The sequence below is a fragment of the Chryseobacterium nepalense genome (genome assembly GCF_023195755.1).
Taxonomy (GTDB): Bacteria; Bacteroidota; Bacteroidia; order Flavobacteriales; family Weeksellaceae; genus Chryseobacterium; species Chryseobacterium nepalense.
In genome coordinates, this window is sequence record NZ_CP096203.1 from 3,496,526 (window position 1) to 3,510,747 (window position 14,222).

The 14,222-nt window shown below is 40.7% G+C and carries 8 protein-coding genes; all 8 read left to right on the forward strand.

Annotated elements, in window-relative coordinates:
- Positions 1 to 276: 276 nt before the first annotated feature.
- The 8 genes from dnaK (at position 277) to M0D58_RS15810 (ending at position 14,186) form a co-directional block, all read left to right on the forward strand.
- Positions 277 to 2,172 carry a molecular chaperone DnaK gene (dnaK, locus tag M0D58_RS15775; protein ID WP_248391461.1) on the forward strand — a complete coding sequence of 632 codons (1,896 nt, stop codon included), beginning with the start codon at positions 277 to 279 and terminating at the stop codon, positions 2,170 to 2,172.
- 667 nt (positions 2,173 to 2,839) lie between these two features.
- Entirely contained in the window at positions 2,840 to 3,379 is a 540-nt protein-coding gene (locus M0D58_RS15780) for a phage tail protein (RefSeq protein WP_248391463.1), read from the forward strand.
- Positions 3,380 to 3,424: 45 nt separating this feature from the next.
- Positions 3,425 to 3,967, forward strand: coding sequence for a phage tail protein (locus M0D58_RS15785; RefSeq protein WP_248391474.1), 543 nt, complete (start codon positions 3,425 to 3,427; stop codon positions 3,965 to 3,967).
- 32 nt (positions 3,968 to 3,999) lie between these two features.
- A complete protein-coding gene (locus M0D58_RS15790; RefSeq protein ID WP_248391476.1) occupies positions 4,000 to 4,542 on the forward strand; it encodes a phage tail protein in 543 nt (180 codons plus the stop codon).
- A gap of 63 nt (positions 4,543 to 4,605) precedes the next feature.
- The gene (locus M0D58_RS15795; protein WP_248391478.1) at positions 4,606 to 5,727 is read left to right on the forward strand and encodes a type 1 periplasmic-binding domain-containing protein; all 1,122 of its coding nucleotides are present in this window, start codon (positions 4,606 to 4,608) and stop codon (positions 5,725 to 5,727) included.
- Positions 5,724 to 6,662, forward strand: coding sequence for a formyltransferase family protein (locus M0D58_RS15800; protein WP_248391480.1), 939 nt, complete (start codon positions 5,724 to 5,726; stop codon positions 6,660 to 6,662). The genes M0D58_RS15795 and M0D58_RS15800 overlap by 4 nt, the downstream gene beginning before the upstream one ends.
- A gap of 17 nt (positions 6,663 to 6,679) precedes the next feature.
- A complete protein-coding gene (locus M0D58_RS15805; protein ID WP_248391482.1) occupies positions 6,680 to 11,428 on the forward strand; it encodes a T9SS type A sorting domain-containing protein in 4,749 nt (1,582 codons plus the stop codon).
- Between the two features lie 256 nt (positions 11,429 to 11,684).
- Positions 11,685 to 14,186, forward strand: a complete 2,502-nt coding sequence (locus M0D58_RS15810) for a cation-translocating P-type ATPase (RefSeq protein WP_248391484.1) — start codon at positions 11,685 to 11,687, stop codon at positions 14,184 to 14,186.
- The last annotated feature ends 36 nt before the right edge of the window (positions 14,187 to 14,222 follow it).

The window sequence follows — 14,222 nt, forward strand, 5'->3', positions numbered from 1 at the left end:
CCCGATGCAATTAATTTTTTACAGTGATTAAAGTTATTAAAAAAACCTATGGAATAGAAATATGCTTATAAATTAAAAAGTGACATTTTGAACAGCAATACTGGTTAAAATCCACCTTTACAGTATCGTTATCATATGATCGGTTAGCTTTAAAATCTCATTGTTATTGCTGATTTCAAATGGGGTGTGTCAATTTGTCATAAAAATTTGAATGGTACAAATATTGAGAAATACAGAATGTAAATTAAAATTAAAAATAGAAAAAATAAAAATATTATGAGTAAAATAATCGGAATTGACTTAGGTACAACCAACTCTTGTGTTGCTGTAATGGAGGGAAAAGACCCTGTTGTTATCCCTAACGCAGAAGGTAAAAGAACAACTCCTTCTATTGTAGCATTTACAGAAGATGGTGAAAGAAAAGTGGGGGATCCTGCGAAAAGACAAGCGGTTACTAACCCTACAAAAACGGTTTACTCTATCAAAAGATTTATCGGAACACATTTTAAAGATGATGCCTCTGAAATCTCAAGAGTACCTTATAAAGTAGTAAGCGGGCCAAACGATACCGTAAAAGTAAAAATCGACGACAGAGAATATACTCCGCAGGAAATTTCTGCAATGACCCTTCAGAAAATGAAGAAAACTGCAGAAGATTATCTTGGTCAGGAAGTGACAAGAGCGGTAATTACTGTTCCTGCATACTTCAATGATGCACAAAGACAGGCTACCAAAGAAGCCGGTGAAATTGCAGGTCTTAAAGTAGAAAGAATTATCAATGAGCCTACTGCTGCAGCGTTAGCGTATGGTCTTGATAAAAACCATAAAGATCAGAAAATCGCAGTTTATGACCTTGGTGGTGGTACTTTCGATATTTCTATCCTTGATTTAGGAGACGGTGTATTTGAAGTATTGTCTACAAATGGTGATACGCACTTAGGAGGTGACGACTTTGATGATGTGATCATTAACTGGATGGCAGATGAATTCAAATCTGAAGAAGGTGTTGATCTAAAATCAGATGCTATTGCATTACAAAGATTAAAAGAAGCTGCTGAAAAAGCAAAAATCGAATTATCTTCTTCTCCACAAACAGAAATCAACCTTCCATATATTACCGCTACCGCTACAGGTCCTAAACACTTAGTGAAGACTTTAACGAAAGCGAAATTTGAGCAGTTATCTGCAGATCTTGTTAGAAGATCTATGGAGCCGGTTGCTAAAGCATTGAAAGATGCAGGTTTATCAACTTCAGATATCGATGAAGTAATCCTGGTAGGTGGTTCTACGAGAATCCCGATCATTCAGGAAGAAGTGGAAAAATTCTTCGGTAAAAAACCGTCTAAAGGAGTTAACCCGGATGAGGTTGTGGCAATTGGTGCTGCTATCCAGGGAGGGGTTTTAACAGGAGATGTAAAAGACGTTCTTCTATTAGACGTTACACCGCTTTCTTTAGGTATCGAAACAATGGGTTCTGTTTTCACTAAATTAATTGAAGCAAACACAACGATCCCAACTAAAAAATCTGAAGTATTCTCAACAGCTTCTGATAATCAGCCTGCTGTAAGCATCAGAGTAGGACAGGGTGAAAGACCAATGTTCAATGATAACAAGGAAATCGGTAGATTCGATCTTACAGATATTCCACCGGCACCAAGAGGAGTTCCTCAAATTGAAGTAACTTTCGATATTGATGCGAATGGTATCCTAAGTGTTTCTGCGAAAGATAAAGGAACAGGTAAAGAGCAGTCTATCAAAATCCAGGCTTCTTCTGGTCTTTCTGATGAGGAAATCGAAAGAATGAAAAAAGAAGCTCAGGAAAATGCTTCTGCTGATGCTAAGAAAAAAGAAGAAGTTGAAATCTTCAATAAAGCAGACGGATTGATCTTCCAGACTGAAAAGCAACTGAAAGAGTTTGGTGATAAGTTATCTGCAGATAAAAAAGCAGCAATCGAAACTGCTCATGCAGAATTGAAAACCGCTTTTGAAGCTAAAAATGCAGATGATGTAAAAGCTAAAACAGAAGCACTTGATGCAGCATGGATGGCAGCTTCAGAAGAATTGTATGCAGCAGGACAGCAGCCTGGTGCCGATGCAGGAGCTCAAAACCCTGGTGGTAACAATGCAGGAGCAGATGATGTACAGGATGCAGACTTTGAAGAAGTAAAATAAGCATAACTTCATAAAAATAAAAGGCCGCTTTAAACGCAAGTTTAAAGCGGTTTTTTTATGCTGGCAATTGACTTTATGATGTTGAAGGTCATTATGTTTTATAAATCAGACACTTATAAAATTATAAATCGGAATTGGCTTAAAAACATTCACCAATAAACAAAATCTGCAGGATTTGTAATCGTGGTATGTTGCAAATTTTAATGCAAATTCAGTATAAATACTTAATTCAGCTAATACGGTAATGTTTAATTTTATCGGGAAAATAATTGCTGAGTCATATTGCTTTAAAAATGAATATAAATTAGAAATAATAAATTATTAACTAATTTTTTTTAATAAATAGCAATTATGTCAATAATAAATTTAAATTTGTAATAAGATGTGATTACTGTAAAGCAGTTTATCACTCAGAAAACTAAAAAACTAAAATAAATAATCATGAAAATCATAGTAAACTATTCTTTTCCAAATTAATATCACATTTTCGGGACTAATAAGATCGTAAAATACGGGCTTTCAAACATTGTTTGAATTTTACTGTATGGATGCTTCTTTCACTCCGACATCTGCTGACATCTAAACAATTTATTCAGGTTGGGATTCTGTTTATCATTCTCCTGAGTAGGTTATACTTTAATAAATTTTCATTTTAAAAACAATAATTATGGACGGAACAATTGGAGAAATCCGACTTTTTGCCGCAAACTTTGCTCCCAAATCATGGCAGTATTGTAATGGCGCTTTATTGGCTATCAGGTCAAATACGGCCTTGTTTTCACTTCTAGGAAATACCTATGGTGGAGATGGGATAACTACCTTCGGTCTCCCGAACCTTGCGGGAAGGTCGGCTGTAGGTGCAGGGCAGGGTCCCGGTTTATCATATTACAGTTTGGGAGAAGCGACAGGTACAAACTCTGTAACTCTCACCATGTCAAATTTGCCTGCTCATACCCATAATTTGTCAGGGAATGTTGTAATTCCTGCTTATTCGGATGAAGGGGATTCGGGAACTCCGGCGAACAATATCCTCGCATCAAAGGCATCGATGTACAGCAATCAGGGTACCGACTCTACGACAAAACCAATTCCGATGGCATTGCAGGTAGGTGTTTCGGGGGGGAATAACGCGCTCACTATTGTTCAGCCTTCACTTGGAATGAATTATATTATTTGCCTTTACGGGACTTTTCCTCCAAGAGGATAATTACTGAAATTTAAAATAAAATTAATAACAATTAAAGATATCATTATGGAAGGTTATATAGGAGAAGTGCGTTTATTTGGTGGAAATTTTGCTCCGCTTGGCTGGGCTTTCTGCGACGGAACACTTTATAGTATCTCACAATTTGAGGCAGTATACACAATATTAGGAACTACTTTCGGTGGCGATGGCCGCAATACGTTCGGCGTTCCGGATCTTCGAGGAAGAGTTGCTGTAGGAACAGGCCAGGGAGCTGGTCTTACTCCTATAGATTTAGGAGAGGTAGGCGGAACTGAAACGGTTACCATGACTACCGCGCAAATGCCTGCGCATAGCCATACCGCAGCAGCAACAATTGCATTTCCATGTTTTTCAGATGAAGGTAATACGGGATCTCCGGCAGGTAACGTACTCGCAGGTTCAGCTGCAGCATATTCCACTCAGGCACCAGATACTTTTATCGCACCGGCTACCACAACAGGTTCTATATCTGCTGTTGGAAGCAATGTTCCATTTAGTATTATACAGCCTGTATTGGCAACCAACTACATTATTTGTCTTGAAGGGTATTACCCGCCAAGACAGGATTAATTCATTAAACTATTAATAGAAAAACGATTATTATGGAAGGAACCATGTCAGAAATAAGAATGTTTGCCGGAAATTTTGCTCCCAAGTATTGGGCGTTTTGTCAGGGGCAGACAATATCGATTAGTACTAACCAGGCACTTTTTGCGCTTTTGGGTACAATGTACGGAGGTAACGGGACAACAACCTTCATGCTGCCGAATTTTGCAGGAAGAACAGCTGTGGGAACCGGTACTGGAGCAGGAACCAAAGTATTTCAATTAGGAATGACGGCAGGTACTGAAACGGTAACCTGCGATATACAGCACATGCCAACGCATACACACACTGCAGGGTCTGAAACAGTTTCAATAAAAACATTTTCAGATGAAGGAAATACAGGTTCTCCTGCAGGCAGTACACTTGCATCATTACAGGGTTTGTATTCTAGCGAGCAGCCAGACAGCACCATGAAAGCAATACCTAATGCATTCGCGTTAAGCGTTTCAGGAGCAGGGCAGCCGATGAGTATTCGTCAGCCTTATCTGGGAATGAATTACATCATCTGTATGTACGGGATTTTTCCGTCAAGATCTTAATTAGCATTTATTAATTCAGTCTGCGGCAAAACAGTTTGCCGCAGACTGACTTTATTAAAGAATATGAAAATAGCTTTACTTTTACCGCGCTCTGTTATTTATCCGTCTATTTCATTTGATATTATGGACGGTTTCAAACAATCCCTTAAGAATATGGGACTGGAAGGATACCATGAAATCATTTCAGCAGGAATTGGGGTTGCTGCAAAAAACGAGGAAATTTATGACCATTGCGAACAGTTTTTGCTCGCCGGTACAGATATCATAATAGGATATATGAATCCTTTTTCAGCAGAATTTGTACATCCTCTTTTTGAATCTTCGGGAAAAAGCCTCATCGTTCTTGATAGTGGCTATCATTTTCCTAAATTCAGCAAAAAGCTTTCAAATGCATGGTTTATCTCTCTTCAGGGTGGCCTTTGTACACGTGTAATAACACATAAAGCCATTGAAGACGGATTCAGGAATTTTGCATTCAGCTGCTCTTTTTATGATGCAGGATACCGTCCTTCTTATGTATATGCAGCTGCTGCTGAAGAAAAAGGAGGATCTATAGTTTTTAACCACATTACTTCTTTAAAGCGTTCTGATTTTACATTGAAACCACTTACGGAATTTCTTGAAAAAGAACAGAACACTGCGGTACTTGCAACTTTTTGTGGTGATATGGCTGAAGACTTTTTTGCGGGAAGCAGCGAAATGTCCGGCCATTATAAAGTATATGGTACGGGATTTACTGCGGATGAAACCTGGCTGGGAAAAATAACATATCCCGGATATGATTGGAGTACAGCAATAGCCTGGTCAAGAAATTTGAAGATTCCTGAAAATGAAATTTTTGTAAATATAATGGATGGAATTAAATATGGTAAAGCCAACCTTTTCTCTTTATTGGGATGGGAAGCTGCACAGTTGATAGGACTGGAAAATACAGAGTTTAATGAAATGACCATTCATTCACCACGTGGAAAAGTATATATGAATCCTGAAAACGGATTTTCGGAGACTGAAGTTTATTATGCGACCGTTTCAAAAGATGACAAAACAGGAAACTGTCTTTTAAAAGACTGTTATGCAGCCTCGGTTACAGAAATGGAACGCGAAGCGTTAGAAAGGAATATTGAATATATAAGAACTGTAGAGGCTAATACTTGGCTTAATGCTTATGCGTGCTTAGAATCATGACAGGTCCATTTAAAATAGCAGTTTTATGTAATAACCGGATGGCATTTCCGGCTTTGCAGGCTTTACATGCTGCAGGCCGGCTTTGTGCGTTAGGAGTGCCTGATAAGAATGCGGAAGTTATTGAATTTTGCTCCATGCTTTCAAAGCAGTCAGGAATACCTCTTTTTATTATGACATCCGAAAGCTGCACCGGTCAGATAAAAAATATGATGGAGGTTTCCGGCGCCAATACCGTTTTTACCATGACTTTTCCCTGGAAAATTTCTTCTGAAATTCTTGCGCTTTATTCTGGTAAATTTTACAACTTTCATTACGGGCTTTTGCCGGAAATGCGAGGGGCAGATCCTGTCTTTGAAACCATAAGAAGCCGTTCTGGACAATCGGGAATTACTGTTCATGTTATTGATCGGGATATCGATAAAGGAGCCATTATTCTTAAAAAAAATATTCCTGTTACTGCGGAAATGACACATGGGGCATTATGCACTCACTTGTCGTGGTTAGGCGCCAATCTTTTAAATGAACTTTTAAACCTTTTACAAAGAAATTTTTTAGGAACGGAACAAAACGAAGAAATGGCCCGGTATTATCCGAAACCAGGTGCTACAGATGTTTGTATTTCCTGGGAGAAGCAGGATGCTGAAACCATTGAAGCATTAATAAGAGCATGTAATCCCTGGAATAAAGGAGCGTATGCTCAATGGAATGGATGGAATATCAGGCTAGTGGAAGCTACCTCCGTTGAGATTGCAAATCATCATGCCGGAACTCCCGGAACCATACTTTCTTTGGATAAGGAAAATGGGTTAATTGTTAAATGTAATCATAATTCATATCTGAGACTAGATATCGTCTACGTCGAAGAGGGCTTCATGAGCGGACATAAATTATCTGCTTTCGGGCTTAGAAATGGTGAACAATTTTTGAACTTATAACTTAAATATAATTAAAAATGAAAAATTTTTATTCTACAATTAGAACGCTGGCGAAAACAGTCGTCATTATGGGAGCGTCGTTGCTGGGATATGCCCAGGCTCAGACGACGCTCTCTCCCGGAGGGATTGCGTTTACCTCTTATGATTCGAGTTCTACTTCGGTAGATGTATTTTCATTTGTTTTGCTTGCCCCTATTTCAAGCGGAACACAAATAAGCTTTACCGATCGGGGATATCAGGGAAGCAATGCCTGGCAAGCAGCCGGATCAACAGAATCTGCAATTACATGGACCAGCGGTACTGCGTTGCCGGCCGGTACTGAAGTGTATATTTCAGCGTTGTCAGCTTCTGTTTATAATCCTGCAACAAGTACATCTATACCCAATGGTACTGTAGCGCTTACCGACGGAACATCTTCCAATGGATTGGTTTTATCATCTGTGGGAGATCAGATTATAGCTTTCCAGGGAGGAAACGGTAGTGTTACAGGTGCTAATGTGACTTGTATTGCCGGTATCAATTATTTTTATACAGCAGGATCTACAACAGCTGCATGGAATAGTGATGCGGTTGGAAGTCCCAATGCTTCATTAATGCCACCGGGACTTACGGGAGGTACGAATGCATTTTATACAGGGCCGGTATCTGGTGTCACAGTGGCTAGATCCGGAAAGTTTAACTGTACCGGTGTTCCAACATCAACAGTTGCCAATATAAGAACAGCGGTCATGAATAATGCCAACTGGACACTTAGTACTGCTGCAGGATCGCAGTATTCAGGGTGTACGTTCTTGGCCAGTAATCCTGTAATTACGGCAAGCCCGGCAAACAGAACTATATGTGCAGGAGGCACCACTACCTTTACGGTTGCTGCTTCAGGGGCTAGTTCTTACCAGTGGTATCAGAATTCTGGTAGCGGATTTATTGCTTTGACTAACACCGCTCCTTATTCAGGAGTTACAACCAGTACTTTGACCATCACGGGAGCTACTTCAGCCATGAACGGCTATCAGTATCGTGCCGTGGCTATCGGTTCAGGCTCTGCTACTTCTAATGCTGCTACATTAACGGTTGTAAGCATAAGTACCACAGGAAGCAAAACTGATGTATCCTGTAATGGCGGGTCCAATGGTGTTGCTACGGTAGTACCATCAGGTGGTGTTGCACCTTATACATATTCTTGGGCACCTTTTGGTGGAACCGCTGCAACGGCTACAGGTTTATCTGCCGGAACTTATACTGTAACGGTAACGGATAATTTGGGATGCCAATCTACAAGAACATTTACGATTGATCAGCCAGCAAGTGCAGTAAGCGGAACAACGGTAGTAACAAACGTAGCATGTAACGGCGCTTCCAACGGAGCGATCAACTTGACTCCGGCAGGAGGAACAGCACCTTACACATTCAACTGGGGTGGAGGAATCACAACCGAAGACAGAACAGGTTTAGCTGCCGGAACATATACGGTAATCATCACTGATGCCAACGGATGTACTGCAACAGTTAATGCCACAGTAACGCAGCCAGCAAGTGCAGTAAGCGGAACAACGGTAGTAACGAATGTAGCATGTAACGGCGCTTCCAACGGAGCGATCAACTTGACTCCAGCAGGAGGAACAGCACCTTATACATTCAACTGGGGTGGTGGAATCACAACAGAAGACAGAACAGGACTAGCTGCCGGAACATACACGGTAATCATCACTGATGCCAACGGATGTACTGCAACAGTTAATGCCACAGTAACGCAGCCAGCAAGTGCAGTAAGCGGAACAACGGTAGTAACAAACGTAGCATGTAACGGAGCTTCCAACGGAGCGATCAACTTGACTCCAGCAGGAGGAACAGCACCTTATACATTCAACTGGGGTGGTGGAATCACAACAGAGGACAGAACAGGTTTAGCTGCCGGAACATACACGGTAATCATCACTGATGCCAACGGATGTACTGCAACAGTTAATGCCACAGTAACGCAGCCAGCAAGTGCAGTAAGCGGAACAACAGTAGTAACTAACGTAGCATGTAACGGAGCTTCCAACGGAGCGATCAACTTGACTCCAGCAGGAGGAACAGCACCTTATACATTCAACTGGGGTGGTGGAATCACAACCGAAGACAGAACGGGACTAGCTGCCGGAACATACACGGTAACTATCACTGATGCCAACGGATGTACCGCAACAGTGAGTAGAACAGTGACTCAGCCTACAGCTCTTAGTGCCACTACTTCCCAGACGAATATCGCATGTAATGGCGGGTCTACAGGAGTAGCAACTGTTAACGTTTCAGGAGGAACAGCACCTTATACGTATTCATGGTCACCATCAGGAGGAACAGCTGCAACGGCTACAGGCTTATCTGCCGGAACTTACACAGTGACTGTTACTGATGCTAATGCATGTACTTTAACCAGAACATTCACTATTACTCAGCCTACAGCACTTAGTGCTACTACTTCCCAGACGAATATCGCATGTAATGGCGGATCTACAGGAGTAGCAACTATCAATGTTTCAGGAGGAACAGCACCTTATACGTATTCATGGTCTCCATCAGGGGGAACAGCTGCAACGGCTACAGGATTATCTGCCGGAACTTACACCGTGACTGTTACTGATGCTAATGCATGTACATTAACCAGAACATTCACGATTACTCAGCCTACAGCTCTTAGTGCTACTACTTCCCAGACGAATATCGCATGTAATGGCGGATCTACAGGAGTAGCAACTGTTAACGTTTCAGGAGGAACAGCACCTTATACGTATTCATGGTCTCCATCAGGAGGAACAGCTGCAACGGCTACAGGCTTATCTGCCGGAACTTATACAGTAACTGTTACTGATGCTAACGCATGTACCTTAACCAGAACATTCACTATTACACAGCCAACGGCTCTTAGTGCTACTACTTCCCAGACGAATATCGCATGTAATGGCGGATCTACAGGAGTAGCAACTGTTAACGTTTCAGGAGGAACAGCACCTTATACGTATTCATGGTCTCCATCAGGAGGAACAGCTGCGACGGCTACAGGATTATCAGCTGGAACCTATACTGTGACTGTTACTAGTGCAAATGGATGTACATTAACAAGAACATTCACTATTACGCAGCCAGCAAGTGCGGTAAGCGGAACAACGGTAGTAACAAACGTAGCATGTAACGGAGCTTCCAACGGAGCGATCAACTTGACTCCAGCAGGAGGAACAGCACCTTATACATTCAACTGGGGTGGTGGAATCACAACCGAAGACAGAACGGGACTAGCTGCCGGAACATACACGGTAATCATCACTGATGCCAACGAATGTACTGCAGCAGTTAATGCCACAGTAACGCAGCCAGCAAGTGCAGTAAGCGGAACAACGGTAGTAACGAATGTAGCATGTAACGGCGCTTCCAACGGAGCGATCAACTTGACTCCAGCAGGAGGAACAGCACCTTATACATTCAACTGGGGTGGTGGAATCACAACAGAAGACAGAACAGGACTAGCTGCCGGAACATACACGGTAATCATCACTGATGCCAACGGATGTACTGCAACAGTTAATGCCACAGTAACGCAGCCAGCAAGTGCAGTAAGCGGAACAACGGTAGTAACTAACGTAGCATGTAACGGCGCTTCTAATGGAGCGATCAACTTGACTCCGGCAGGAGGAACAGCACCTTATACATTCAACTGGGGTGGTGGAATCACAACAGAAGACAGAACAGGGCTAGCTGCCGGAACATATACGGTAATCATCACTGATGCCAACGGATGTACTGCAACAGTGAGTAGAACAGTGACCCAGCCTACAGCTCTTAGTGCCACTACTTCCCAGACGAATATCGCATGTAATGGTGGGTCTACAGGAGTAGCAACTGTTAACGTTTCAGGAGGAACAGCGCCTTATACGTATTCATGGTCTCCATCAGGAGGAACAGCTGCAACGGCTACAGGCTTATCTGCCGGAACTTATACAGTAACTGTTACTGATGCTAATGCATGTACATTAACCAGAACATTCACTATTACACAGCCAACGGCTCTTAGTGCTACTACTTCCCAGACGAATATCGCATGTAATGGCGGATCTACAGGAGTAGCAACTGTTAACGTTTCAGGAGGAACAGCACCTTATACGTATTCATGGTCTCCATCAGGGGGAACAGCTGCAACAGCTACAGGCTTATCTGCCGGAACTTACACTGTGACTGTTACTGATGCTAATGCATGTACATTAACCAGAACATTCACTATTACACAATCAGCTCCGGTAGCGGCTCCGACAGGAACTTCACCTCAGAATTTTGCTCCTGGAAGTACTCTGAGTGCTTTGGTAGTAACTGGTCAGAATATCAAATGGTATGCTTCATCTTCAGACGCACAGAACCATGTAAACAGTCTGCCGCTTAACACAGCTTTGGTGCACAATACTACTTACTATGCTACACAGACCGTAGGATCATGTGAATCTACGGCTTCTTTAGCAGTAGTGGCAATTAATACTACTCTTGGTGTTGCTGATAATACAAAAACAAAATCTCAGCTTCAGATTTATCCTAATCCGGTAAGAGATATTTTGAATTTCAGCGGACAGGAAGTGATCACCAAAGCAGTAATTTTTGCTGCAGATGGAAGAAGAGTAACTGAAAAGAAACTACAATCAGGGGAAAGAAGCATTGATGTTCACGCTTTACCTCAGGGAGTATATCTGATTCAGGTATTTACAGATAATGGTATGCAAACCTTTAAATTCATTAAGAAATAGTTTCATACATTTAATCAATTATAATAAAGGGACTGTCTAATTTTAGGCAGTCCTTTTTATTAATCTTAGATATTATTATGAAATATTTGGTAAACCTGTATAATGGTTCCGTAAATTCAGGAGTGGCGAGGTAATTTTCACTCATAATTCATAATTTTTTTAATAGTTTTCTAAAATAATAAGATTTATTCATAAAGTGAAATAATGTCAGTACTTAAAAGAAGAATTCTTAACTTTAGTAATCTATTCATATGCTATGAATTACAATATACCTGAAAACTTAAAAGGACTTACAGAAGCCGAAGTTGAACTTTCCAGAAAAAAATACGGATACAATACTTTGGGAGAAGTTCAGAAAGAAACATGGATGAATGTTCTCGTCAGCATTCTGAAGGAACCGATGCTTATTTTACTGATTTGTGTTTCATTTATTTATATTCTGATAGGAGATTACGGGGAAGCGCTATTTATGTTTGCTGCCATACTTGCCGTTACGGCAATCTCTTTTTATCAGGATAACCGAAGCAAAAAAGCGCTGAAAGAACTGGAAAAGCTTAATGAACCTTTAAGCAAAGTAATCCGGAATTCAAAAATCATAGAAATTCCAACTTTTGAAATTGTGGTGGGGGATTTATGTATTACTGAAGAAGGGAATCTGATTAATGCAGACGGAAGAATTGTACACAGTAATGATTTCTCAGTCAATGAATCTTCTCTTACCGGAGAAAGTTACTCTGTATTTAAAGACAGCGAATCTGAAGATAATGAGATATTCAGCGGAACAGTAACCGTTTCCGGTCTTGCAGTATATAGGGTAGAACGTATTGGCAGAGAAACGAGAGTAGGAAAAATAGGACAGTCTATTATCAATATCAAAGAAGAAGAATCGCCGCTGCAGATCCAGATCCGGAAGTTTGTAAAAGGAATGGCGATCATCGGAATCATTATTTTTCTGGGAGTCTGTACTTTCAGTTTCATCAAAACGGGAAATTTTCTTGGCAGTCTTTTGAACGGTCTTACGCTGGCTATGTCCGTGCTTCCTGAGGAAATTCCTGTGGCTTTTACAACTTTTATGGCATTGGGAGCCTGGAAGCTGATGCGAAACGGTATTATCATCAAGCGGAGCAGTATTGTGGAAACTTTGGGAAGTGTAACGGTAATCTGCACCGATAAAACAGGAACAATCACTGAAAATGTTATGCAGCTTAAATATCTTTATGATTACCGTTCAGATATGGTGTACGGACAAGAAGAATTTAATTCGGAAAAACTAAATCGGCTGATTGATTATGCTATGTGGAGCAGTGAGCCTGTTCCTTTTGATCCTATGGAAATTACGCTTCACAAAACCTATGAGCAGAACCGTCCTGATGATGAAAGAAAAAGCTATAAACTTTTTCATGAATATCCGTTGGAAGGTAAGCCTCCGATGATGACCGATCTGTTTGAAAATGAACAGAAAGAAAGAATTGTTGCTGCGAAAGGAGCACCGGAAGCTATCATTAATGTTTCCAGACTTTCAGAAGAAGAAAAAATTAAAATACGTGGAGTAGTAAAAAAATTCGGAGAACAGGGATACCGGGTTTTGGGAGTGGCGATGTCAGACTTTGAAGGAAATAATTTCCCGGAAAAACAACAGGATTTCAGTTTTGACTTCCTTGGATTAACCGTATTTTATGATCCTCCTAAAAAAGAAATTAAAAAAGTATTGGAACAGATCTATAATGCGGGGATAAAAATAAAAGTAATTACAGGAGATAATAGCGATACAACACAGGCTATCGCCCTGCAGGCGGGAATTAAAAACAGTACGGCCGCGGTGAACGGTAATGATGTTGCATCGGTTTCAGAAGAGGGATTGATGAAAATTGCCGAAGATAAAACCTTATTTACCAGAATGTTTCCTGAAGCAAAACTTAAAATAATCACGGCCTTAAAAAAGCAGGGTCAGGTAGTAGCCATGCTTGGAGACGGTGTAAATGACGGACCGGCCTTAAAAGCAGCACATATTGGTGTGGCAATGGGAAATAAGGGAACTGAAATTGCCAAATCGGCAGCAGCAATGGTGCTTATGAATGATGATCTGGAAAAATTGGTTGTTGGGATTGCTGCGGGGCGGAGAATTTATGCCAATATTAAAAAAGCGGTTCAGTATATTATTTCTATTCACATTCCCATTATACTTACCGTTTCGCTGCCTCTGTTTTTAGGCTGGGTATTTCCCGGTATTTTTACTCCGGTACATGTTATATTTTTAGAGCTGGTTATGGGACCTACCTGCTCTATTGTCTACGAAAATGAACCTATGGAGAAAAATACCATGAATAATCCGCCAAGAAAGCTTACGGATACTTTCCTCAACTGGAAAGAACTTACTATAAGTATTATTCAGGGATTGGTAATAACGGCCGGAATATTAGGCATCTATCAATATTCCTTCTATCTTGGAAATGATGAAATCAAAACCAGGGCGCTCGTTTTCAGTACTCTGATTTTTGCCAATATATTGCTCAGTCTTGTAAACAGGTCTTTTTATTACAGCTTTATAGAAAGTTTTAAAAACCGTAATTCGTTGCTTGCGGGGATTACGGTATTGGTATTGGTACTGCTTTTTGTTATTCTGTATATACATCCTGTTTCAAGGTTCTTTAATGTAACATCTCTGGATATCAATGAGCTATTGCTGGTAGTGGCTACAGCTGCTGTTTCGGTACTATGGTTTGAACTTTATAAATTTGTTAAAAGAATTTCAGTTTGATATCGGCAATATTATCATTACATTATGGATTATATT

What these genes read in the sequence shown, in the direction of transcription:
- dnaK (WP_248391461.1), top strand. Translation starts at nt 277, where the DNA reads ATGAGTAAAATAATCGGAATTGACTTAGGTACAACCAACTCTTGTGTT.
- M0D58_RS15780 (WP_248391463.1), top strand. Translation starts at nt 2,840, where the DNA reads ATGGACGGAACAATTGGAGAAATCCGACTTTTTGCCGCAAACTTTGCT.
- M0D58_RS15785 (WP_248391474.1), top strand. Translation starts at nt 3,425, where the DNA reads ATGGAAGGTTATATAGGAGAAGTGCGTTTATTTGGTGGAAATTTTGCT.
- M0D58_RS15790 (WP_248391476.1), top strand. Translation starts at nt 4,000, where the DNA reads ATGGAAGGAACCATGTCAGAAATAAGAATGTTTGCCGGAAATTTTGCT.
- M0D58_RS15795 (WP_248391478.1), top strand. Translation starts at nt 4,606, where the DNA reads ATGAAAATAGCTTTACTTTTACCGCGCTCTGTTATTTATCCGTCTATT.
- M0D58_RS15800 (WP_248391480.1), top strand. Translation starts at nt 5,724, where the DNA reads ATGACAGGTCCATTTAAAATAGCAGTTTTATGTAATAACCGGATGGCA.
- M0D58_RS15805 (WP_248391482.1), top strand. Translation starts at nt 6,680, where the DNA reads ATGAAAAATTTTTATTCTACAATTAGAACGCTGGCGAAAACAGTCGTC.
- M0D58_RS15810 (WP_248391484.1), top strand. Translation starts at nt 11,685, where the DNA reads ATGAATTACAATATACCTGAAAACTTAAAAGGACTTACAGAAGCCGAA.